Raw genomic sequence first — 21,318 nt, 5'->3', positions numbered from 1 at the left:
GCGTGTTCACAGCGGGCGGCGCATCACCGTCCGGGGCCACCGCCTCAGGCCGTGCTCCGCCTCCCGGTCCCAGATCTCGCGCAGGCCGGGCGCGAGCCCGCCCGGGTCCAGGCTCCGGAATCCGCAGCGCTCGTAGTACGGGGCGTTCCACGGGACTTCGGTGAAGGTGGTGAGGGTGAGCGCGGGCGCCCCTTCGGTCGCGGCGTGGATCGCGAGCCGCTCCAACAGGGACCGGCCGATGCCGCGGCGCGCGCTGTCCGGGTGTACCGACACCTGCTCGACGTGGAGGTTGCCGTCGACGCGCTCCGCGATGAGGTAGGCCCGGGGGGTGTCGGTGTCGTCGACCGCGGCCCAGGCCAGCCCGGTCTCCTGGTACCGGGCGAGTTCGTCGTGCGGAAGCGGTTCGTCGTCGGCGATCTCCGGCATGCCGATGTCGCGGAAGCACTCCCCGGCCGCCCTCTCGATGTCCTGGAGGAGCCCCAGCTCGTCAAGGCGTACTGCTCGAATGCGCATGGAGGCATTGTCCAAGGACCGGCCGGAGTTTCCACTGCTATTGCGACATCAGTGGAACAGCGGGTTCTCCGGTGCCTGGTGGGTGGTGCAGCAGCCGTCGCGGAGCATCTGGTGCAGGACGCCGCGCCAGCCCTCGGGCGGCGTGTCGGGCGCCGCGGGAGGGGTGAAGGCGCGCTCCAGGGAGGCGCGTTCCCACAGGGTTCCGCCGCGGATGCTGCCCCGTACCCGGATCAGGTCCGCGAAGTCCGTGAAGGGATCGCCGTCGACGAGGGTGAGGTCGGCGATCTTGCCCGGCTCGATCGTGCCGAGGTGGTCCGCGACCCCGAAGACCCGGGCCGGGGTGCGTGTGGCGGTGGTCAGGGCCTCGGCCGGGGTGAGCCCGTAGCGGTGCAGGGCGCGCAGCGACAGGTGGAGGTGGAGGCCCACCGGGGTGAGCGGTGCATCGGTGCCGAGCGCCAGCCTTCCGCCGCCCGCGAGGACCCGCCGGTACACGCCGACCTCGCGTTCGAGGGCGGTGCTCTGCTCGGCGGTCGGCGGCTGCGCGGCCGCCGCCCGTACCGCCGCCACGTCCCACGGCGGCATCAGGTCCGTGACCCGCGCGTCGGCGGCGACCGCCGGGTCGGCGCCGATCAGCGGCAGGGCCGTGAAGGGGGTCGCGACGAGGTCGAAGCCGCCCCGGGTGTAGACCTCGACGGTGTCCTGGTAGGTGTGCCCGCTCGGGGTCGCGCCGTGCCCGTGCTCGGCGCGCTCGGTCGCCACCAGATGCGTCGTCAGGTCCTGTCCGGCCTGGATCCCGGGGGCGCACAGGTGGGACCCGGCCAGGACCCCGAGCCGGTCGTGCGCGAAGCGGGCGGCGTCCTCCATGTAGTCGTACGGGGCGCGGACGTACGTCTTGACGAAGTCCCAGTCCAGCGCCGCGGCCCGGGCCAGCGAGCGGGCGAACCCCGCGCGGGTGCGGTGGGCGCGCCCCATGCTGTAGGCGACCCTGGCGCCGTCGAGCAGTTCGCCGCCGGCCAGCAGCCTCGGTGCGGCGAGCCGCCCGGCCCGGATGTCCTCGCGCAGCCGGGCCTGTTCGTACGCGGATCCGCCGAGGGAGACGGCGGTCGTGACCCCGTACGCGAGGTGCAGCACGCCCTGGCGGGCCCCGTAGGTGTAGGGGTACGGGTGGACGTGCGAGTCCCATAGGCCCGGTAGGACCGTGCCGGCGGAGGCGTCGACGGTACGTGCGGCGCGGCGCCCGGCGCGGTGGGGCTCGACGGCGGTGATCCGGCCGCCGCTGAGGAGGATGTCGACATCGGCGCGGGGCGGGGCGCCGGTGGCGTCCCACAGGAGCCCGGCGTGCACGACGGTGTCGACGGGGGCCGGGCGGCGGTGGCTCAGGGCGAGCGGCACGGTCCGGGGGTCCGCGGCGGGTTCGCCTGCGCCGTCGAGGGTGAGCAGGCGCAGCCGGGCACAGGACTGGTAGAGCAGGGTGCGCGAATCGGCGGACCACGAGGGGTGGTCGGCGGGCTCGTCGGCCAGCATCCGCGCCGGGCCGGCGGGCGTGCCGTCGGGGGTGACGGGGAGCAGCCACAGGGCCGATTCGCTGACACAGGCCAGGAAGCGGCCGTCGGGCGACCAGACCGGCCCCGAGGCATAGCGGTCCGCGAGCGAGGCGTGCGGGGCGAGCGCGTGCAGCCGGGCCTCGCCGGTGGTGGTGTCGACGATGCGGATGAGGTTGAAGCCCTCGCGGAAGCGCCGGCTCAGGCGGTTCCGGTCGCACAGGGCGACGTACCGCCCGTCGGGCGACCAACTGGGCGGACCCGGCAGCCCGCCACCCCCGAGGGCCGCGACCAGGGGCGTCTCCGTGCCCGCCGCGAGATCGCGTACGTGGAGCCGCCCGGCGAGGTCGAGGGCAGCGAGCCGCAGTCCGTCGGGCGAGAGCGCCCCGTAGACCCGGCCGCCCGGGGCGAGCACGCTCTCGCGGCCGTCGGCGAGGTCCCGGCGGCGTACGGTGTTCAGCCCGTCGCGGTCGTCGGTGTAGAGGAGGGCCCGGCCGTCCGGGGTCCAGACCGGGCCTTGCACGTAGGCGGTGACGGGGGCCTGGGTGATCCGGCGCGGCGCTCCCCCGGTGACGGGTGCGACCCACAGGGCGTTCAGTGCGGCGAAGGCCACGCTGCGGCCGTCGGGCGAGAGGCTGGGCAGGTGGATGCCGCGGACGGGGCGGCTCCGCTCGGCTTCCAGGACGTACGGCTTGGCCTGGTAGCGGGGCCGGGTCGTCTCCAGCGTGGCGTCGAGCGGGATCTCGTGGCCGGTGGTGTCGCGGTGGGGGCGGATCACCCGGAACCGGCCGTCGAGGGTGATGAGCAGCCGGTCGTCGCCGATCCAGCGCGGGGGTGCGGGGGCGAGGTCGCCGTCGAGGGCGACCGGGCGGCCGTCGGCGTACAGGCTCAGGATCTCGGCCTTGCGGGGGCCGGGAGCGGCGGACAGCCAGGCGGTGCGCCCGGCCGGGGAGACCGCCGGGGCCAGCAGGCTGCCGGTGGTGGCGGTGTGCTCGGTCCGTACGGGGCCGGGGTCGCCCTGCGCGTCCGGGGTGACGGAGGCGAGGGTCCGGGCGGTCAGGGTCTCGCCGGTGAGGGTGGCTCGGACGAACAGCACGCGGGAGCCGTCCGCCGACCAGACCGGGTCGAAGTCCTCCCAGGCGCCCTCCTGTCCGGGACCCGTCTGCCCGGGCAGGCCGGTGAGCCGTCGCATGCGGCCGTCGGTGACGTTGACGGTCCAGATCCGGTACGGGCTGCCCGCCACCGGGTCGCCGCCCCGCTCGGAACAGAAGGCGATGCTGCGGCCGTCGGGGGACCAGGCCGGGGCGCGGTGGTCGAAGGGCCCGTCGGTGAGCCGGTGCAGGGCGGAGCCGTCCGCGCGCATCACCCAGATGTGGAAGGCGCCGCCGCGGTACGCGCTCATCGCGATCCGGTCGCCGTCCGGTGAGAAGACGGGGCGTCCGGGCTCCAGGTCGGGCGGGGTGAGCTGGGTCGCGGGCGAGCCGTCCGGCGGTAGTGACCAGAGGATGTTCTGTACCTCGGCGACGACGCGGTCCCCGCTCGCGGTGGCGGTCGCCGCGCCGTTGGTCGCGCGGGTGAACCGCAGCCGGACGGGGTCCCCGGCCGCGGGGGCGGGGGTCGCAGCAGCGGGGGCCGGGATCGGGGCCGGGGCGGCCTGTGCCGGGGAGCTGTCCAGCAGTGCCGTCAGGGCGCCGGCCGAAGCCGCCTGCAGAACCGTCCTGCGCGCAACTCGCAACCCGATCACTCGCTTCGCGTATCGCCGGCCGACCCTGCCGGTCGTGCCCTCAGCCAGCCAAACGATCACGCACCGTCATCGGCAACGGGGCAGTCGGCCGCTACCCGGCCAGCCGGCGGAGGTGGCGGACGACGGGCTTCCCGTCGAAGAGGAACTCCTCCACCGCGGCGAAGCCGTTCTTCCGGAGCACGGCCGCGGAGGCCGGATTGTCCAGGTCGGTGAGCGCGGTCAGTGTCGAGAGCCCGTAAGAGCCGGCGGCCAGCCGGCACAGCTCCGCGACGGCCGCCGTCGCCACGCCCCGTCCGGCGGCGTACTCGCCGACGCGGTAGCCGACTTCGGCCGAGCCGTCACTGACGTCCACGAGGTTGGCCCGGCCGATCAGCGCTCCGTGCTCGTCCATGACGACGTGGAAGTGGATCCCGCCGGTGGCCTGCTCGTCGAGCAGGGCCTCGTGACGGGAGTCGAACTCCGCGAAGTACGCGTCTCCCCGGTCCGGCACGCTCCGCGCGAAGAACTCCCTGTTCTGCCGCTCGAAGACCAGCAGGGCAGCCGCGTGATCGGCCCGGAGCCGCTCCAAACTCACCATGATCGGGAGGATACGCACCACCGTCCGCACCCGCCGCCCGATTTGCCGGTCGATCGGCAGGTCGGACACCTGTACCGCCTTCGGCGGCGGTGCCTACACTCCCCCCATGTCGACGATCACCTGTACGCACTGCTCCGCCACGTGCGGGCACCTCGAACTCTTCGCCACCCACCCGGCAGGCTGACCCCGGTGGCCGGGCGCGTGCGGCTCCTGGAGGAGCAGATCGTGGTGGACGCCGCCCCCGCGGACGTCCACCGGGTGGTGTCCGACCTGCGGAACATGGGCCGTTGGAGCCCCGAGTGCCGGCGGGTGTTGGTTTCCGGGCCGCCGGGCCGCCCGGGCGGCCGGTTCCTCGGGCTCAACAGGCGGGGCCTCTTCCTCTGGTTCACGACCGGCAGGATCGTGGTGCAGCGCGCGCCGCAGGCGCCGGACTGGACGGGCGAGTTCGGATTCGACGTCGGCATCTTCGGCCTCCCGATCGCCCGTTGGGGCTACCGCTTCGAGCCGGAGGGCGACGGCACCCGGGTCACCGAGAGCTGGCAGGACCTTCGGACCGGCCGCGGCGCCCGGCTGACCGACGCGCTCGGGGCCGTCTTCGCCGGGACCGGCACCGAGCGCCGCGTCGAGGTCAACCGGGCCGGGATGCGGACCACCCTGGCCCGCCTGGCCGCCGCCTGCGCACGCCCGCCGGCGCGGGGGTGACGGTGGTCATGCCGCGCCGTCCTTGAGGGGGCGGCCGAACTGCTCGTCCAGGACGGACAGCCGCCGCCAGTACTCGTCCTCGTCGATCTCGCCGGTGGCGAAGCGCCGTCCCAGGATCGCGATCGGCGACTGCTCGCCCTGGACCGCGCCGCCGGACCGGGACTGCCACGGCGAGCGGCGGCCACGCCAGACGGTTCGGCGCAGTACGGTCACGGCGAGGACCACGACCGCGGCCCAGACGAGCGGGAAGAACAGGATCCACGGGCCGGGCCCGTCGTACGCGAGGGTGGTGAGGGTGTTCATCGCGGTTCAGCTCCTCGGAAGTCAGGATGCGTGGGCGTTTTCGCCACACCCCGAGACTGGCTCCGGGAGGGGGTCCGGGTCGTCGTACGGCCGGCTGCACCTCGCGTACTTCCCCGGGAGTACGCGGTGTCAGCCGAGCCAGCCGGGCCGTACCAGCCCGGACTCGTAGGCCAGGACCACCAGCTGGGCCCGGTCCCGCGCGCCCAGTTTGACCATGGTCCGGCTGACGTGGGTCTTCGCGGTGAGCGGGCTGACGAACAGACGGCGCGCGATCTCCTCATTGGTCAGGCCGAGGCCCACCAGCGCCATCACCTCGCGCTCGCGGTCTGTGAGCCGGTCCAGCCCGTCGGCCGCGGCCGGCTGCCTGGACCGGGCCGCGAACTCCGCGATCAGGCGGCGGGTGACCCCCGGGGACAGCAGCGCGTCGCCTTGGACCGCCGCGCGGACCGCTCGCAGCAGCTCCTCCGGTTCGGTGTCCTTGACCAGGAAGCCCGAGGCGCCGGAGCGGATGGCCTCGAAGACGTACTCGTCGAGTTCGAAGGTGGTGAGCATGACCACCCGGACCCCGGCCAGGCTCCCGTCGCCGGTGATCCCCCGGGTGGCGGCGAGCCCGTCGAGCCCCGGCATGCGGATGTCCATGAGGACGACGTCCGGGAGCAGTTCGCGCACCAGCCGAAGGGCCTCCTCGCCGTCGGCGGCCTCGCCCACCACCTTGATGTCGGGCTGGGCGTCGAGCAGGGCCCGGAACCCCGCCCGGACGAGCAGCTGGTCGTCGGCGAGCAGCACACGGATCACGGGTCCTCCTGGAGCGGGGCGGCCTTCAACGGGATGCGCGCGCCCAGCCGGTAGCCGCCGTCCGGGCGCGGCCCGGCCTCGATGCTGCCACCCAGCGCCGCGGCCCGCTCGCGCATCCCGACCAGGCCGTTGCCGCTACCGTCCGACGCGCCGCCGGTGGCCGGGCCGTCGTCGTCCACGCGCAGGTGCAGGGAGTCCGGCTGCCAGGTGAGGCGGACACGGGCGGCTCGCGAGCCGGAGTGCCGTACGACATTGGTCAGCGCCTCCTGCACGATGCGGAAGGCGGCGAGGTCGGCGCCGGGCGGAAGGGCCCTGGCCCTGCCTTCGGCGGTGATCTCCACGGCGAGCCCGGCGGCGGCCGCCTGTTCGACGAGCTCGGGGAGACGGTCTAGCCCGGGGGCGGGGGTGCGCGGGGCGTCGCCGGGGGTGCGCAGGGTGTCGAGGACCTGTCGGACCTCCCCCAGCGCCTCCTTGCTCGCCGCCTTGATGGTGGTGAGCGCCGTACGGGCCTGTTCGGGATCGGTGTCCAGCAGGGCCAGCCCGACCCCCGCCTGGACGTTGATCACCGAGATGCTGTGGGCGAGGACGTCGTGCAGCTCCCGGGCGATGCGCAGCCGCTCCCGGTCCACCTTGCGTCTTTCTGCGGCCTCCCGCTCGACCCGCTCGCGGGCCCACTGCTCGCGGCGTACGCGGACCAGCTCGCAGAGCGCGAGCATCGCGAGGACCCAGGCGGCGACGACCAGCTCCTGTGCCCAGGGCGCCGGGCCGTCACCGGCGGGCGGCAGCCGGCGGTAGAGCCAGTGGGCGATGAGCAGGTGCCCGGCCCAGAGCAGGCCGACGGCCCCCCAGGCGGCCCGCCGGTGGCCGGCGGTGACGGCGGCGAAGCAGGCCAGCGCCAGGCTGAGGAACACCGGGCCGTAGGGGTATCCGGCGGCCACATACACCAGGGTGACGGCGCTGACCCCGTACACCGTGGCCACCGGATACCGGCGCCGCGCCAGCAGCAGGGCGGGCCCGAGCAGGAGCAGGAGCCGCGCGAACCAGTCCAGCGCCACGCGCCCGCCCTGCGCCTGCGCGGCCCATCCGGATCCGACCTGCGCGAAGACGGCGACGAGCAGCGCGGACCGCCACGCCGGCCCCCGTCCGCCATGCTCCACCCATCGCCGCCAGGGAGGACCCGGGCGCCCACGCTGCTCTTCCATACGAGCCACGCTAGACGGGGCCCCGCGTCACCTGCGTCACCCCGGCGTAGCGTTTCCCGTGTACTACCCAGGTAGTACACGGGGCCGGTGACAGCGGGTCGACCGGCCGGTGGCGGGTCGTCAGCGTGCGCCGATGACCAGCGAGGCCGGGGCCCGTGCGGGCCGGGGCGGAAGGTGCAGGGGGCCCGGACCGGGGGTGAGGGAGCCGAGGATCCGGGGGGCGGCGGCGCCCGTGCAGCCGGGGGCGTTGCCGGGGAGGCCGTGCAGGGTCAGGAAGCCGAGGACGGCGAAGGCGTACGCCTCCTTCGCGGCGGCGGGCAGCCCGAGGCTGTCGGAGGTGGCGAGCGCGGTGTTCCCGGGCAGCTCCTCCCGGAGCATCGACATGAGGACCGGGTTGCGGGTGCCGCCGCCCGAGGCGATGACCTCGGTGGCGGCGAACGGGCGCAGCGCGTCGGCGATGGTGCGGGCGGTGAGCCGGGTGAGGGTGGCGGCGACCTCCGGCGGCGCGAGTGCGCCGAGGCCCGCCATCGCGGTGCGCAGGTAGCGGTGGTGGAACAGTTCCTTGCCGGTCGTCTTGGGCGCGGGCAGCCGGTAGTACGGCTCGGCGAGCAGCCGGCGCAGCAGGGGTTCGTGCACCCGGCCGGCGGCGGCGAGGGCGCCGTCCTGGTCGTAGCCGAGCCGCCCGGAGGTGAGTTCACGGACGGCCGCGTCGAGCAGGGCGTTGCCCGGTCCGGTGTCGAAGGCCACCGGCACGCCCGTGGTGGGCAGGGCGGTGACGTTGGCGATCCCGCCGATGTTCAGGGCGGCCGGTGCGCCGGTCCGCCCGCGCAGCAGCATCAGGTCGATCAGGCTCACCAGCGGGGCCCCCTGGCCGCCGGCCGCGACGTCCCGAGGTCGGAAGTCGGAGACCACCGGGCGGCCCGTGGCCTCGGCGATCCAGGCGGGGGCGCCGAGCTGGAGCGTGCCGTGGACCCGGCCGTCGGCCACCCAGTGGTAGACGGTCTGCCCGTGCGAGGCGATCAGGTCGGCCCGCCCCGCGCACAGTTCGCGGTCGGCCCGGGCCGCGAGCTCCGCGAAGGCCTGCCCGATGCGGGTGTCGAGCCGGCACACCTCGGCCATGGAGGTGGCCGCGGGCGGCAGGGCCGCGGCGAGCACGCTCCGCAGCTCCTCCTCGTAGGGGGCGCTGACCATGCCGAGCGGGACCAAGCGCAGGGTCTCGCCCCCGTCCTCGAAGGTCAGTTCCGCGGCCGCGGCGTCCACCGCGTCGTACGAGGTGCCCGACATCAGCCCGACGACCCTCATCGCAGCGGCCCGCGGTGGCCGTCGTCGCCCAGGCCCGCCAGGGCGAGGGCGCTGAGCGCGCAGGCGCCGGCCGCGTAGTAGGCGGGGACGTCGGTGTCGCCCGTGGTGGCGATCAGGCCGGTGATGACGAGACCCGCGCAGCCGGAGAACACCGCGTTGGCCAGGGCGTACGCCACTCCGAGCCCGGTGCAGCGCACGCGTGCGGGGAACATCTCGGCGAGCATCGCGGGGCCCGGGCCGGCCAGCAGGCCGACCGCTGCGCCCGCGGCGAGGACGGCGGCGGCCTTGGCGGGCCCGGAGGCGTCGGGGTCCTGGAGCAGGTGCAGGAGCGGGAGGGCGAAGAGGACGACGGAGAGGGCCCCGCCGAGCATGACGGGACGGCGGCCGACGCGGTCGCTGAGCATTCCGGCGGGCAGGATCGACGCGGCGAAGCCGAGGTTGGCGAGGGCGGTGGCGATGAGGGCCTCCCGGAAGGACGCGCCGAGGGTGGACTGGAGGTAGGACGGCAGGACGACGAGGAAGGTGTACCCGGCGGCGGACCAGCCCATGATCCGCCCGACGCCGAGCACGATGGCCCGCACGGTTTCGGTCCAGGTGCCGGTGCCGGTGCCTGTGCCGGTCCCGGGCAGGGCTCCGGTCTCCGCGCGGCCGGGCGGTTCCCGTTCCTCCAGTCCCGTACGCAGCCACAGCGCGGCCAGACCCAACGGCAGGGCCATCAGGAACGGGATCCGCCAGCCCCACCCGTACAGCGCGGCCGGGCTGAGCAGCGAGCCCAGCAGGGCGGCTGCGCCGGCGCCGCAGAGCAGGCCGAGCGCGACGGTGAAGGACTGCCAGGCGCCGTAGCGGCCGCGTCGCCCGGGCGGCGCGGCCTCCGTCATCAGGGCCACGGCGCCGCCGAACTCCCCACCGGCGGAGAGTCCTTGCACGACCCGCGCCACCGTGAGCAGCCAGGGCGCGGCCGCGCCGACGGTGGCCTGGGTCGGGAGCAGGCCGATCAGGGTGGTGGCGAGCGTCATGAGCCCGACCACGAGGATCAGGGTGGGGCGGCGGCCGATGCGGTCCCCGAGCCGGCCGAACAGCACGGCCCCGACGGGGCGGAAGAAGAAGGCCACCGCGAAGGAGGCGTACGTGCCGAGCAGCGGTCCCGCACCCGCCGCGCCGGCTCCCGCGCCCGTCCCCGCATCCGGGGTGAAGAAGTGCGCGGCGATGACGGTGGCGAAGCAGCCGTACACGCCGAACTCGTACCACTCGACGAAGTTGCCCACCGAGCCGGCGAGCAGCGCGCGGCGCGGTCGGGTGCCGGTCGGCGGCGCCGGGCTGGGGGCGAGAGGGGTCACCCGTGCTGCGTGCCCGGTCCGCGCGGGCCCGATGCCTGGCAGCGGCCGGGTTCAGCAGATCGGCTCCCGCCGCGGGGCCGTCCGCCGCCCCGTGGCGCTCGGCGGAAGGTCGACGCGCGGCCGCACCGGCCTGATCCCGTAGTCTCGGCGGATGGCGACGTACTTCGACGTGCACCCTGAGAACCCTCAGCGACGCACCATCAGCAATGTGGCGGACAGCATCCGTTCCGGCGCGCTCATCGCGTACCCGACGGACTCCTGCTTCGCACTGGGCTGCCAGCTGGGCAACCGTGACGGCCTCGCGCGGATCCGGTCGATCCGCGACCTCGACGACCGCCACCACTTCACCCTGGTGTGCCAGAACTTCGCGCAGCTCGGCCAGTTCGTACACGTCGACAACGACGTGTTCCGGGCGATCAAGGCCTCGACGCCCGGCCCGTACACCTTCATCCTCCGTGCGACGTCGGAGGTGCCGCGCCAGCTGATGCACCCGAAGAAGAAGACCGTCGGAGTCCGGATCCCGGACCACGTCGTCACTCAGGCCCTGCTCGCCGAGCTCGGTGAGCCGCTGCTCTCCAGCACCCTGCTCCTGCCCGACGAGGACGAGCCGATGACTCAGGGCTGGGAGATCAAGGAGCGCCTGGAGCACGTGCTGGACGCGGTCGTCGACTCGGGCGACTGCGGCACCAGGCCGACCACGGTCATCGACTTCTCCAGCGGCGAGGCCGAGATCGTACGCCGCGGGGCGGGCGACACCACCCGCTTCGAGTAGCCCCGCGAGCCGGGAGCCGCGCCCCCGCAGTCGAACTGACCTACGATGAGGCCTCGTTGGCCGCTGCGGTACCGCAGCCGCATTTCCGCGACGGCGAGTCGAAGCCCGCCGTGTCCTGCCGCGGCGAACTGCCGGTGGCGCCCGGCCCGGACGGCACCTGACCCCTGCACCAGCCCGCGACCGGGGTGCTCGGCCAGGGCACCGTGGTCGCGCGACCACCCGGCGTACGCCAGGACAAGGACCGTACGGGATCCGGGGCAGGAGCCGACGACGGGGCGGACCGGCGCGGCCCCCGCTGGCGCCTGGCGCTGCCGGCCGAATTCGCCATCGAGGCCACCCGCACGCCCGGCTCCTGCCGGGTCGAGGGATCGAATCCCGTAACGGGCCGGTCGGGTGGGAACGTACGGTCCCGGGCGTCGGCGCCGTACTCGACGGCTGCGGCCGCGACGGCCCGGGCACCGCCCTCCGCGACTGCGGGACGTACGTCGTGGCGGACCCGCCGGATCGCCCGGATCGAGCACCGCGAGGGCGGGGTCCTGTGGGCGGAAGGGCTGAGACTGCCCGAGGGCAGGATCGATCGGGTGGGCTCCACCCACAGCTCGTGGCTGGTGATGGTCACCGCGCCCGAGGAGGGGACCTGCCGGGCGTCGTCGCCGCGGGCTCGATGCGGGCCGAAGGGGACCCCCGGGTTGGCAGGCGGACGTCGACCCGGACCAGCCCGAAGCGGCGCGGGACCCGGGCACCGGCTGTCGGTGGGACCGGACGGGGCCCCTCTTCTCGCACGCCGGCCTCGTGATCCCCGACACGGAGGGAGCCCGTGTCGTCCGCGCCCTCGACGGCCCGGGCGCCGCCGCCCGCCCACGGCTGGAGCCGGGCGAGTACCCGCTCAGGACCGAGCGCATGTTCCCGGCAGAGCGGACAGAGGTCTTCGTACGCGGCCCCGGTGGGCCGGACCGCGCCCGGGAGGACCCGGCGAAGGGCCCGAGGCCGGCCGGCCTCGGGCCCGGCGCCGCGATCGTCGACAGCGGTGTCTGGACCGACGTCAGACGGTGACGACGACCTTGGCCCGCGCGTGCTCCACCTCCAGGTACCGGATGGCCTCGGCTGCCTCGCTCAGCGGGTAGGTGCGGTCGATGACCGGGCTGATCCTCCCCGCCTCTGCGAGCCGTCTGAGCTCCGCCAGGTTCTCCCTGTCCGGTGTCGCCGTGAGGACGAGCAGCCGGTGGCCGGCGAAGCGCGACAGCGCCTGCCCCTTGATGATGAGCCCCATCGGCCCGAACAGGCTGCCGCCTTCGGACACGCCGCCGCCGGAGAGGACGAGCGTCCCGGCGGGGGTGAGCGCGCGCCGTATGTCGCTCAGCGAGCGGTTCCCCACCAGGTCGAACACGAGGTCGTACCGCTGCCCGCCGCGGGTGAAGTCCTCCTGGGTGTAGTCGACGACGTGGTCCGCGCCCAGCGACCGGACCAGGTCCGCGTTCTTCGTGCTGCACACGCCCGTCACCTCGGCGCCCAGGGACTTGGCGATCTGGATCGCGAACGTTCCCACTCCGCCCGACGCGCCGTTGACCAGCACCCGCTGCCCCGGCCCCACCCGTCCCAGGTCCCGCAGGCCCATGAGTGCGGTGTTGCCCGCCAGCGGCACCGCGGCCGCCTGCTCGAAGGTGAGGTTGGCGGGCTTCAGGTCCACCGCGCCCTCCGGGGCGCACACGTACTCGGCGAAGGCCCCGTCCGCCTCGCCGAACACCTCGTCGCCGGGGCTCAGCCGGGTCACGCCCTTGCCCACGGCCTCGACCAGGCCGGCGAAGTCCGTGCCCCGGATCCTCTCCTTCGGCTTGCGGAGCCCGAGCACGAGGCGCGCCACGTACGGGTCGCCCCTCATGAGGTGCCAGTCGCGCGCGTTGACCGCGGCCGCGCGGACCCGTACGAGCACCTCGCCTTCGGCGACGACCGGCTTGTCGACCTCCCGGAACTCCAGGACGTCGGGCGATCCGTACCGGTCCTGGGCTATGGCCTTCACTATGCCTCCGTGCCGCGCGCCGCCTCGGCGCGCCATGGGTCGGCCGGCCGGAAGGCCCGCGCTACTCGCGAAGGTAGGCGGGCACGCCCCTCAAGGACATCCGGGACCGCCCCCTAAGGGCTGCTCCGCTCAAGGCGGTCGGGTCGCGCGAGGTGGCAGTTGCGGTCAGCTCCCCGCAGGGGTCGGCTTCGGCGGGTTGATCAGCCCCTCCGGGGGGCCCAGGGTGACGGGGGCGTCGGCGGGCTTGAAGTCGTGCATGACCCGCACCTGGGAGCCCGAGCCGGCCATGTGCCCGAGTTTCATGGTCACCTCGAACCAGGTGATCCGCTTGTGCTCGTCCAGCCTCAGGTCGACCACGACCTCTTCCGTGCTGTGGTCCGGGAAGGCGGACGTGAGCATGTCGCGACCGGCCGGGGACATGCTCATGGGGTCCATGGAGACGTGCAGTTCGCGCCCGTCGGTCCCGGAGCTGGAGAGGGAGGCGAGGGCCCCGGGGGTGAAGCCCGCCAGCAGCCGTGCGGTCATCAGCGGGTTCGCGGCGCGCGCCCGCCGGGCCACGACGCCCAGTTCTTCGGTCTTCTTCGCGAGCTGCCCCTGCGACAGGGCCACCCAGGCCGGCTTGCCCGTCTTGTCGACGGCCTTCCAGTACCGGACGTACGTCTGCCCGCCGGCGTAGCGGGCGGTGTCGGTGTGCCCGTCCTCCGTGAACTGCATCTCGTACGACCCGCCCGCGGCGGCCTCCGCCGCGTCCCCCCGGTACTGGCCGGTGCCGGGGATCGGGCTCGGTACGCCGCCGTCGACGTCCTTCGGCGGGGTGAACAGCACCTCGGACGCCGTGCCCGGCGAGTCCAGCAGGGCCTGGCCCGCCGCGTGCACGGTGTCCAGGTCCTTGACCTGCGCCGCCGTCAGGCAGGTCGTGACGCCCTTGGGCATCTTGCAGGTGGACTCGCCGGAGCAGGCGGACAGCGTGGCGAGCGCCAGAACGGCTGCCGCCGCCCACGCCGAACGCCGGAAGGAGGCAGCAGACATGTGTGTGGTTCCCCGTGTGTGGTCGATCCGGGGAAAGCCGGAGCAGCCTGGTCCCCCGGCCAAGCCCCGCCAGGCTACCGGACCCCTGCCGAAGTCCCTGTCGGCAGGAGCCCGGCCGGTTCACTCGCCGGGTGGGCCAGGGTCCGGGCCCGTCAGCTGGGGCCGACCCAGTCCTGCTGGTCGGGGTCGGTCGCTTCCGGCTCGGCCGCTTCCGGCTCGGCCGGTACCGCCGTCGGGCCGACCCAGCCGTCCGGCGCCACGCCCGGGCCGATCCAGTCGGCGTGCTGCACGTTGTCCGCGGCTGCCGCCTCGGTCTCCTCGGGCTCGTTCTCCGCCATGTCTCCCCCAATTCCCTTGTGGTTGTGCAGAGTTCGACGCATCGAACGGCTGCTCGGTTCCACGGAGGCCGAACCGGAGCCATTCAGCCAATCCTTGACATGGTCCTGACATTTCAAGGTCCCTGTGACACGTTCCTGCGTGCCCCACCTCCCCCACAAGCACGTGACGAAGAGGAGCAGCAGGATGAACCTCTCGAAACTGTCCGGAGTGACCGCCCTCGCGGCCGCGGTGATCATCGGTGGAACGACCGCGGCCTCGGCCCTCGGCCCCACCGCCGATCAGCGTCTGGACGGCACGATCGTGGTCGCGGGCAACACCTGCAGCTGGACCGACGCGCGCACCAGCGCCAACCCCCCGGCCGCCCTGACCGTCGACCGCACCAGCATCAACCCGCCCGCCGGCAACCTCGCCTGCAGCGGCGGCATCACGGCCACGCTCAACAACAACCCCGCCTTCACCTTCGACGACGCCGCCGGGCTCGCCAGGACCGACGCCATCGACATCTCGGGCAAGCAGAGCTTCATCTCCTGCCGCTTCAAGGCCTCGAACATCACGTGGAACCGCGACGGGGCCACCCGCAAGTACCTCAACCAGGCCTTCACCGCGACCAAGGTCTCCGGCAGCTTCCTGTGCCCCGGCTCGGTCACCACGGCCGCCGGGGAAGCCTCCATGCTGTTCCGCTGACCTCCCGTCACCGCAGGCCCCGCACCGGGGGCTGCGGTGACGGCCCGGGGCTACGCTCCCTCGGCGGCCTCCCCCAGGCCCTGCGGGAGCCGGCCGGTGTGGACGATGCCGAGGCTCTGCGTGGCCCGGGTCAGGGCGACGTAGAGGTCGCTCGGCAGGTGGTCGGCCGGTTCCACCACGATCACCGTGTCGAACTCCAGCCCCTTCGCCTGGCGCGGGTCCAGCAGCACGACCGCACGGGTCAGGTCCGGCCCCTCGCCCGCCCGTACGCCGGGCAGCGCGGGCGCCAGCGCCTCGTGCAGCGGGCGCGGCGCGATCACCGCGAGGCGGCCCTCGGCCGGGGTGCCCTCCCGTACTGCCTCCTCGACCGTACGGACCAGATGGGCCAGGTCGTCGGCCCTGCGCACCCAGGGCCGGTGCCCCGTGGTCCGCACGGAGCTCGGGGGCTCGAAGTCGGGCCGCCGGGCCCGCAGGACGGCGGTGGCGACATCCATGATCTCGGCCGGCGTACGGTAGTTGACGCCGAGCCGCACCAGGTCCCAGCGGTCCGCGACGTACGGCTCCAGGATCTCCCGCCACGAACCGCAGCCGGCCTCGTCGCCGGTCTGGGCCGGGTCGCCCACCAGCGTCATGGAACGGGTCGGACAGCGCCGCATCAGCAGGCGCCACGCCATCGCGGACAGCTCCTGGGCCTCGTCCACGATGACGTGCCCGAAGGCCCAGGTACGGTCGGCGGCGGCCCGCTCGGCCGCACTGCGGTGGTCGGCCTCCTCGTGCCGCTCCGCCATCCGCTCCGCGTCGACGATGTCGTGGGCGGCGAGGAACTCGTTCTCCATGTCCTCGAATTCATAGGACTCCGACCCCAGCGACAGGTCCAGCACACCCTGCGCGTACGCGATGCGCTCCAGCCGCTCGCGCTCCTCGGCGGCGCGCTGCGCACTGTCGTCCACGCCGAGGAGTTCGGCGGCCTCGTCGAGGAGCGGAATGTCGGCAGGAGTCCAGTCGTCCGTCCCGCCGCGCCGCGCGCGGCGGATCAACTCGGCATCCTGCTGCGGAAGATGGGTGGGCGCCTCCAGGAAGTCGGAGACCAGCCGCTGGGGGGTGAGCTGCGGCCACAGGGTGTCGATGGCGGCGTGCACCTCGGCGCTGGTCGCGATCTCCTTGCCGAGCTGCGCGATATCGTCCGGGCCCAGCAGGTTGGGTCCGCCGTAGGGATCCGCGCCGAGCCGGTCCGCGAGCTGCTCGGTGAGCGCGTCGATGATCCGGAACGCGAAGTACGGGCGGGCCAGGTTGTGCGGCAGCCCGGTGGCCCGCGCCCGGTCACGGGCCTCGTGGGCCATGCCCCGGTCGAGGAGCAGCGTCCCGTAGTCGTCGTGGTCGATCTCGATGGCGGGTTCGGGGACGACGTCGGAGTCCTCGCCGCTGCCTGCGGGCACGGTGTCGGGCAGCGTCTGCCGGTCGCTCACGACGCGGGCGAGGACCTCGGCCATCTCGGCGCGGCCCTTGACGGCGGCGGCGCCGGGCCGTTCGGTGGCGGTGGCCCGGATGCCGGGAAAGAGCTCGCCCGGCGAGGCGAGCAGGACGCCGGTCTCGCCGAGGGCCGGGAGCACCTCACCGATGTAGCCGAGGAAGGCCGGGTTCGGGCCGACGATCAGCACGCCGCGCTTGGCGAGCAGCTCGCGGTGGGCGTAGAGGAGGTAGGCGGCGCGGTGCAGGGCGACCGCGGTCTTGCCGGTGCCGGGGCCTCCTTCCACGACCAGCACCCCTCGGTGCGGGGAGCGGATCACGCGGTCCTGCTCGGCCTGGATCGTCTGCACGATGTCGTGCATGCGGCCGGTGCGGGCGGCGTCGAGTGCGGCGAGCAGCACCGCGTCCGCGTCGGCTCCCTCGTACCCGGTGCGCTCGCTGTCGGTGAGGTCGAGGATCTCGTCGTGCAGGCCCGTGACCTGGCGGCCCCGGGTGGTGATGTGCCGGCGGCGGCGCAGCCCCATGGGGAAGTGGCCGGTGGCGAGGTAGAAGGGGCGCGCCACCTCGGCCCGCCAGTCGAGAATGAGGGGCGTGCGCTCGGCGTCGTCCTGCCTGATTCCGATACGGCCGATGCGGTGGTCGCGTCCGTCGGAGAACTCGAGCCGGCCGAAACAGAGACCGTTCTCGCCCGAGTTCAGAGCGGAAAGCAGACCGGACTGTTCGAATACGAGCACATCGCGCTCCAGTCGTGCCTGAACGCCGTTGCCGCCTTCGCCGAGCGCCGCCTGTACGGCGTGTTCGGCCTGGTAGCGCAAGTCGTCGAGGCGCGCGTAGAGCCCGGTGATGAATTGCTGCTCATTCCGGAATTCTTCGGTTGACAATTCCACTCCTGACGCGATACAGTGTCCTCGTAAGCTTCTTCACGTCATTGTTGAGCCCAGACGTGAAACAACCAATATACGCAGACGAATACCCCGGCCGCCAATGGGACCGGGGTATTTTTGCGTCCGAAGTCTGAAATCGGGGAGTCGCTCCGGCCCGTCAGGCGGCCGGGGTCGGGGCCTGGGCCGGGGCCTCGTCGAGTTCCCAGGCGTGGCGCTTGAACTCCCGGACGAAGTCGGCGTGGTCCTCCCACTGGCGGGCGACGCCGCGCAGGACGTCCCAGTGGTGCTCGACCGACTGGTCGATCGCACGGCGCAGTGCCGGCTCGGCCGTCTCCCGCTTCTCGATGAGCCCCTTGACCGCGGAGGCCTCCAGCACCGCGTTGCGCAGCGCCCGCAGTGCCCGGGAGGTGTCGTCCATCCCGAAGCCGTTGTCGCTGCCGGTTTCCTCGGCGAAGAGAGGGGTGAGGCGCGCCTCGATGAACGCGGTGATGCGCTCGAAGTGCCGTACGTCCATCGGGGGACTCCATTCCTGCCGCACGACTTACCGGTCGTGCACGTCGGGTGGCCGGATACCGGCTCCCGGCAATTGTCCAGGCGCGGTCCGCCCCACCGGGACGCGGGGGGGCGGATCCGGCGGCGGACGAACTGCCGCGCGGGTGGCGGCGCCGACTGCCGTCACCCGCGCGGATCCTCCGGCCGGGCCGGTCAGGTGTTGATGCAGGTGTTGGCGGCGGCCGGGTTGAGCAGTCCGATGATGTTCACCGAGTTCCCGCACACGTTGATCGGGATGTGGATGGGAACCTGGACCACGTTGCCCGAGAGCACGCCCGGCGAGCCAACGGCGACGCCGTGCGCCTCGGCGTCGGCGGAGGCGACGGAGGCTCCGCCGAGGAGCAGGGCGCCGGCGGCGAGGGCGAGTGCGGCGCTCTTGAGAACACGCGACATCAGATGTCTCCTTCTGATTCCAGCGATGTGCCGGGAGGCGCATCGCACGGCCCTTGGTCAGGTCCGCACCCCTTCTTTCGTCCTCCGGAGCCGCTCAGGACTGTCTCCAGGGGCTCATTCCCTCGAAGGGATGACCCTGGCGGGCGCATTGGGGGGAAGACGGACCAATCCGCCCTGCCATCGCGAACGTTCGTTCATGCGGTGGATGTACGAATAGGGTCGCGGCTCACAGTGTGCGGACCCGCTGGTCGCGCAACTGGTAACGCGCCGCGACCACGGCCAGCTTGCCCGTGGCGATGCGGCGCGCGATGTCGGGCTCGGCGGCCAGGAGCTCGCGGGTGCGGCGCGCGTGGGCGTCGATCGTGGCGTCGACGCGGGCCTCACCGTGCTGGCCGCGGTCGATGGAGGGCCGGATCCGCTCGGCCAGGTACTGGATGTGGGCGGGCAGTTGCTCTCCCGTCTCGTCCGCGTGGACCGCGGCGCCGACGGCTCCGCACGACTGGTGGCCGAGCACCAGCACCAGCGGAACGTCCAGTTCCAGGACCCCGTACGCGATGCTGCCGAGCACCGCCTCGTCCAGCACCTCGCCCGCGGAGCGCACCGTCAGCAGATCGCCGAGCCCCTGGTCGAAGACGAGTTCGGGCGGCACGCGCGAGTCGACGCAACCCAGCACGATCGCGAAGGGGTGCTGGGACTCGGTGAGCCGCAGGCGTACGGACGGGGATTCGTGTGGGTGTTCCTGACGGTACGCCGCCCAGCGCCTGTTGCCGGCGGCCAGCCGGCGCATCGCCTCCTGCGGGGTGACGGGGCGGCTGTCGGTCGCGGGTCGTGCGGCGGCGGGGAAAGCGGAACCGAGGGCGAGGACGGATCCCGCCGCGGCCGTGCCCGCCAGTGCGGTACGCAGGAGCCCGCGGCGCGATGGCGAACTGATGGCTGAAGTCCGTATGTTCGACTGCATTGGGGGAAGCTAACCCCGCATCCCGGGGCCGGCCGCGCGCGGTCCGGAGAATGGCGGGATCCGGCCAGGAGCAGGCTCGTTCACCACCGACCGTGTCCCACGCTCCGGACGAGCACACCGAACCCGTTCGCCGGACTTTCACCGACGGGGCCCGCGCCGCACACCGGAGAGCGGCCAACAGCGGGAAAACTGGCCCGGGAACGCTCCTGCGGTCCCGTCGGGCACAGCGGGATCGGGAGCGCGGATGAGCGGGCTGGGCCGACGTGGATTTCTGACCGGCGCCGGGATCCTCGGATGGCAGGCGGCCACGGGCACCGCGGCCGCGGCCACGCGGGCGGCGCTCGACGCCGTCAGCGCGGCGGGGTACGTCGAGGTGCAGTTGCTGCACATCACGGACCTGCACGGCTATCTCGGCGCCGCCCCGGCCCGGGACTCCGTCATCACCGGAGCCGGCGGCGCGAAGTACACCGTCGGCGGGGTCGCGTACATGGCCACGCACCTCGAGCGGCTGCGGGCCGGGCGGGACCACTCCTTCTTCTTCGCGCCCGGAGACCTCTTCTCGGGCTGGGAGTTCCCCGCCTTCACACTGTCCGACGAGCCCACGATCGAGGCGCTCAACCGGCTCGGGCTGGACTTCGCGACGGCCGGGAACCACGAGTTCGACCGCACCCCCGGCTTCCTCGTCCAGCACATGGAGCAGGGCGTCCCGTACGAGGGCGCCGGCCTGACCAACACGTTCCCCGACTCGCGCGGGCAGCTGTTCCACGGCGCCGACTTCCGCTACTACAGCGCCAATGCCGTGGCCGGACCGGCGGGGGCGACGGTGCTGCCCCCGTACAACATCGAGTGGGTACCGGCGCCGGACGGACGGCAGTTGCCCATCGGCTTCATCCACCTGACGGCCCTGGGCTCGGAGGGCTTCCCGAACTCCTTCCAGCCCGGCCTGACGACGCTGGACGAGCTGTCCGCGGCCAACCGCTGCGCGGCGGAGCTGAAGGCGCGCGGAGTGGGCGCCATCGTCCTCAGCATGCACGACGGGGCGACGGCCGGGACAGACTTCGACTCCGGCAGCGAACCCAGTGGACCGGCGTACGAGCTGGCGCTGCGCGTGTCCCCGGACATCGACGCCATCGTGACCGGGCACTGGCACTCGGCCTTCAACATGATGCTGCCCGACCCGGCGGGGCGGCCGCGGCCGTTCGTCGAGGCCGGCTGCCACGGGCAGCTCGTGGGCGAGATCAACCTGCGTCTCGACCCGGTGACCGGGACGGTGGTCCGCGAGCTGACCACCTCGGCCAACCACCCCAACACCCGGGACGTGACGCCCGATCCGGAGTTGCAGGAGGTGGTGGACCACTGGCAGGGCTACGCCGCGCAGCACGCCGCGAGGACCATCGGCCGCCAGCGCGCCTCCTTCCGCCGCGCCCTCTCGCCGGCCGGCGAGAGCACCATGGGCAACCTGGTGGCCGACTGGGCGCTGTGGGCGGCCGGTCAGGCGCCGGACTCGTTCGACACCAGCCCCCGCGCCGATCACGGGCCGACGGACCTCGCCCTGATCGCGCTGGCCCCGCGGATCGGCCGGAGCGTCGTCAACACCGACCTGCTCCTCGGGTCCGCCGCGGAGGCACCCGTCAGCTTCGAGCGGGCCTGGCGGGCCGTCGGGTACGGGAACCCGCTGGTCTCCGCGACGGTCAGCGGGCGGCAGTTGCACGACGCCCTGGAGCAGCAGTGGGCGCAGGACGCCCGCGGACTGCTGACGTACGCCCCGCTGGCGGTCTCTGGGAACGTCCGGTACTCCTTCGACCCGGCGGGGCCCGTCGGCGACCGGGTGGCTCCGGCCGATGTGCTCATCGGCGGCGCCGCGCTGCGGCCGGACGGCGCGTACCGGCTGGTGACCACCTCGTACACCTTCACCGGGCAGGACGGCTACCCGGCGCTCGGCGGCTTCCGGGATCCGGTCCGCCATCGGCGCGACATGGAGAGCTTCGTCGCGTACGTCGCCGAACTCGGGACGCTGCGGGCGGTGTCGACCGGCCGGGTCACCGCCAAGGGCACCGCCGCCTCCCCCGGGCTCCCGGCGCAACTGCTCGCGCCGTCCGAGCCGGTGCCGTCGCTGCCGACGCCCGTGGCGGCGGCCGAGGAGGCCGCCCGCGACACCGGGCGGCGCCCGGTCTGCTGACCCCGTGCCGGGCGGCGCGCGGAGCCGC

General features: G+C 73.7%; 20 protein-coding genes. 5 read left to right on the top strand and 15 right to left on the bottom strand.

The genetic code is table 11. From position 1 onward, the window contains the following. Positions 1 to 6: 6 nt before the first annotated feature. The 3 genes from ACZ7GJ_RS09845 to ACZ7GJ_RS09835 all read right to left on the bottom strand — a co-directional run bounded on the left by ACZ7GJ_RS09845 (position 7) and on the right by ACZ7GJ_RS09835 (position 4,375). Positions 7 to 513: a GNAT family N-acetyltransferase gene (locus tag ACZ7GJ_RS09845; protein ID WP_470750632.1), complete on the bottom strand. Its 507-nt coding sequence runs from the start codon at positions 511 to 513 to the stop codon at positions 7 to 9. Positions 514 to 561: 48 nt separating this feature from the next. Next, the gene (locus ACZ7GJ_RS09840; protein ID WP_470750631.1) at positions 562 to 3,798 is read right to left on the bottom strand and encodes an amidohydrolase family protein; all 3,237 of its coding nucleotides are present in this window, start codon (positions 3,796 to 3,798) and stop codon (positions 562 to 564) included. 91 nt (positions 3,799 to 3,889) lie between these two features. Beyond that, positions 3,890 to 4,375 carry a GNAT family N-acetyltransferase gene (locus tag ACZ7GJ_RS09835; RefSeq protein WP_470750630.1) on the bottom strand — a complete coding sequence of 162 codons (486 nt, stop codon included), beginning with the start codon at positions 4,373 to 4,375 and terminating at the stop codon, positions 3,890 to 3,892. Between the two features lie 189 nt (positions 4,376 to 4,564). On the opposite strand from ACZ7GJ_RS09835, the gene ACZ7GJ_RS09830 reads away from it, so the two are divergent. Then, complete coding sequence (locus ACZ7GJ_RS09830) at positions 4,565 to 5,077, top strand: SRPBCC family protein (RefSeq protein ID WP_470750629.1); 513 nt, start codon at positions 4,565 to 4,567, stop codon at positions 5,075 to 5,077. A 6-nt stretch (positions 5,078 to 5,083) separates the two neighbouring features. Here the strand turns inward: ACZ7GJ_RS09830 and ACZ7GJ_RS09825 are convergent, their stop codons facing one another. The 5 genes from ACZ7GJ_RS09825 to ACZ7GJ_RS09805 all read right to left on the bottom strand — a co-directional run bounded on the left by ACZ7GJ_RS09825 (position 5,084) and on the right by ACZ7GJ_RS09805 (position 10,016). Then, positions 5,084 to 5,380 (bottom strand): SHOCT domain-containing protein, encoded by a 297-nt coding sequence (locus ACZ7GJ_RS09825; protein ID WP_470750628.1) that lies wholly within the window; start codon positions 5,378 to 5,380, stop codon positions 5,084 to 5,086. Between the two features lie 129 nt (positions 5,381 to 5,509). Next, positions 5,510 to 6,175 (bottom strand): response regulator, encoded by a 666-nt coding sequence (locus ACZ7GJ_RS09820; RefSeq protein WP_470750627.1) that lies wholly within the window; start codon positions 6,173 to 6,175, stop codon positions 5,510 to 5,512. Next, positions 6,172 to 7,377 carry a sensor histidine kinase gene (locus ACZ7GJ_RS09815; protein WP_470750626.1) on the bottom strand — a complete coding sequence of 402 codons (1,206 nt, stop codon included), beginning with the start codon at positions 7,375 to 7,377 and terminating at the stop codon, positions 6,172 to 6,174. Before ACZ7GJ_RS09815 ends, ACZ7GJ_RS09820 begins: the two co-directional genes overlap by 4 nt. 120 nt (positions 7,378 to 7,497) lie before the next feature. Continuing rightward, a complete protein-coding gene (locus ACZ7GJ_RS09810; protein WP_470750625.1) occupies positions 7,498 to 8,679 on the bottom strand; it encodes an anhydro-N-acetylmuramic acid kinase in 1,182 nt (393 codons plus the stop codon). Further along, entirely contained in the window at positions 8,676 to 10,016 is a 1,341-nt protein-coding gene (locus tag ACZ7GJ_RS09805) for an MFS transporter (protein ID WP_470750624.1), read from the bottom strand. Before ACZ7GJ_RS09805 ends, ACZ7GJ_RS09810 begins: the two co-directional genes overlap by 4 nt. 151 nt (positions 10,017 to 10,167) lie before the next feature. Between ACZ7GJ_RS09805 and ACZ7GJ_RS09800 the strand changes: the two genes are divergently transcribed. Together ACZ7GJ_RS09800 and ACZ7GJ_RS09795 are read left to right on the top strand one after the other, a co-directional pair. After that, positions 10,168 to 10,788: an L-threonylcarbamoyladenylate synthase gene (locus ACZ7GJ_RS09800; RefSeq protein ID WP_470750623.1), complete on the top strand. Its 621-nt coding sequence runs from the start codon at positions 10,168 to 10,170 to the stop codon at positions 10,786 to 10,788. A 792-nt stretch (positions 10,789 to 11,580) separates the two neighbouring features. Further along, positions 11,581 to 11,841, top strand: a complete 261-nt coding sequence (locus ACZ7GJ_RS09795) for a hypothetical protein (protein ID WP_470750622.1) — start codon at positions 11,581 to 11,583, stop codon at positions 11,839 to 11,841. On the opposite strand, the gene ACZ7GJ_RS09790 is transcribed toward ACZ7GJ_RS09795, so the two are convergent. The 3 genes from ACZ7GJ_RS09790 to ACZ7GJ_RS09780 form a co-directional block, all read right to left on the bottom strand. Next, positions 11,831 to 12,805, bottom strand: coding sequence for an NAD(P)-dependent alcohol dehydrogenase (locus tag ACZ7GJ_RS09790; protein ID WP_470750621.1), 975 nt, complete (start codon positions 12,803 to 12,805; stop codon positions 11,831 to 11,833). The two genes, ACZ7GJ_RS09795 and ACZ7GJ_RS09790, sit on opposite strands and share 11 nt — an antisense overlap. 165 nt (positions 12,806 to 12,970) lie before the next feature. Next, positions 12,971 to 13,834: a hypothetical protein gene (locus ACZ7GJ_RS09785; protein WP_470750620.1), complete on the bottom strand. Its 864-nt coding sequence runs from the start codon at positions 13,832 to 13,834 to the stop codon at positions 12,971 to 12,973. A 152-nt stretch (positions 13,835 to 13,986) separates the two neighbouring features. Next, complete coding sequence (locus ACZ7GJ_RS09780) at positions 13,987 to 14,172, bottom strand: hypothetical protein (protein ID WP_470750619.1); 186 nt, start codon at positions 14,170 to 14,172, stop codon at positions 13,987 to 13,989. 184 nt (positions 14,173 to 14,356) lie between these two features. Here ACZ7GJ_RS09780 and ACZ7GJ_RS09775 point away from each other — a divergent pair, with 184 nt between their 5' ends. Then, the gene (locus tag ACZ7GJ_RS09775) at positions 14,357 to 14,857 is read left to right on the top strand and encodes a hypothetical protein (RefSeq protein ID WP_470750618.1); all 501 of its coding nucleotides are present in this window, start codon (positions 14,357 to 14,359) and stop codon (positions 14,855 to 14,857) included. A 50-nt stretch (positions 14,858 to 14,907) separates the two neighbouring features. Here ACZ7GJ_RS09775 and ACZ7GJ_RS09770 read toward each other — a convergent pair whose 3' ends face one another. The 4 genes from ACZ7GJ_RS09770 to ACZ7GJ_RS09755 form a co-directional block, all read right to left on the bottom strand. Next, a complete protein-coding gene (locus ACZ7GJ_RS09770; RefSeq protein WP_470750617.1) occupies positions 14,908 to 17,205 on the bottom strand; it encodes a HelD family protein in 2,298 nt (765 codons plus the stop codon). Positions 17,206 to 17,365: 160 nt separating this feature from the next. Further along, positions 17,366 to 17,722: a hypothetical protein gene (locus tag ACZ7GJ_RS09765; protein WP_470750616.1), complete on the bottom strand. Its 357-nt coding sequence runs from the start codon at positions 17,720 to 17,722 to the stop codon at positions 17,366 to 17,368. Between the two features lie 191 nt (positions 17,723 to 17,913). Then, a complete protein-coding gene (locus ACZ7GJ_RS09760; RefSeq protein ID WP_470750615.1) occupies positions 17,914 to 18,153 on the bottom strand; it encodes a chaplin in 240 nt (79 codons plus the stop codon). A gap of 226 nt (positions 18,154 to 18,379) precedes the next feature. Next, positions 18,380 to 19,111 carry a carbonic anhydrase gene (locus ACZ7GJ_RS09755; protein WP_470750614.1) on the bottom strand — a complete coding sequence of 244 codons (732 nt, stop codon included), beginning with the start codon at positions 19,109 to 19,111 and terminating at the stop codon, positions 18,380 to 18,382. A 244-nt stretch (positions 19,112 to 19,355) separates the two neighbouring features. Between ACZ7GJ_RS09755 and ACZ7GJ_RS09750 the strand changes: the two genes are divergently transcribed. Beyond that, positions 19,356 to 21,290: a bifunctional metallophosphatase/5'-nucleotidase gene (locus ACZ7GJ_RS09750; protein ID WP_470750613.1), complete on the top strand. Its 1,935-nt coding sequence runs from the start codon at positions 19,356 to 19,358 to the stop codon at positions 21,288 to 21,290. Positions 21,291 to 21,318: the final 28 nt, after the last annotated feature.

The organism is Streptomyces sp. NPDC037242 (genome assembly GCF_055604165.1).
Note: the sequence above shows the minus strand (reverse complement) of the source record. Positions and strands in the feature narration are given on the sequence as shown.

Coding starts and splice junctions, on each gene's coding strand:
- ACZ7GJ_RS09845 (WP_470750632.1), bottom strand. CDS start 513: ATGCGCATTCGAGCAGTACGCCTTGACGAGCTGGGGCTCCTCCAGGAC.
- ACZ7GJ_RS09835 (WP_470750630.1), bottom strand. CDS start 4,375: ATGGTGAGTTTGGAGCGGCTCCGGGCCGATCACGCGGCTGCCCTGCTG.
- ACZ7GJ_RS09825 (WP_470750628.1), bottom strand. CDS start 5,380: ATGAACACCCTCACCACCCTCGCGTACGACGGGCCCGGCCCGTGGATC.
- ACZ7GJ_RS09815 (WP_470750626.1), bottom strand. CDS start 7,377: ATGGAAGAGCAGCGTGGGCGCCCGGGTCCTCCCTGGCGGCGATGGGTG.
- ACZ7GJ_RS09810 (WP_470750625.1), bottom strand. CDS start 8,679: ATGAGGGTCGTCGGGCTGATGTCGGGCACCTCGTACGACGCGGTGGAC.
- ACZ7GJ_RS09800 (WP_470750623.1), top strand. CDS start 10,168: ATGGCGACGTACTTCGACGTGCACCCTGAGAACCCTCAGCGACGCACC.
- ACZ7GJ_RS09785 (WP_470750620.1), bottom strand. CDS start 13,834: ATGTCTGCTGCCTCCTTCCGGCGTTCGGCGTGGGCGGCGGCAGCCGTT.
- ACZ7GJ_RS09780 (WP_470750619.1), bottom strand. CDS start 14,172: ATGGCGGAGAACGAGCCCGAGGAGACCGAGGCGGCAGCCGCGGACAAC.
- ACZ7GJ_RS09775 (WP_470750618.1), top strand. CDS start 14,357: ATGAACCTCTCGAAACTGTCCGGAGTGACCGCCCTCGCGGCCGCGGTG.
- ACZ7GJ_RS09765 (WP_470750616.1), bottom strand. CDS start 17,722: ATGGACGTACGGCACTTCGAGCGCATCACCGCGTTCATCGAGGCGCGC.
- ACZ7GJ_RS09760 (WP_470750615.1), bottom strand. CDS start 18,153: ATGTCGCGTGTTCTCAAGAGCGCCGCACTCGCCCTCGCCGCCGGCGCC.
- ACZ7GJ_RS09755 (WP_470750614.1), bottom strand. CDS start 19,111: ATGCAGTCGAACATACGGACTTCAGCCATCAGTTCGCCATCGCGCCGC.
- ACZ7GJ_RS09750 (WP_470750613.1), top strand. CDS start 19,356: ATGAGCGGGCTGGGCCGACGTGGATTTCTGACCGGCGCCGGGATCCTC.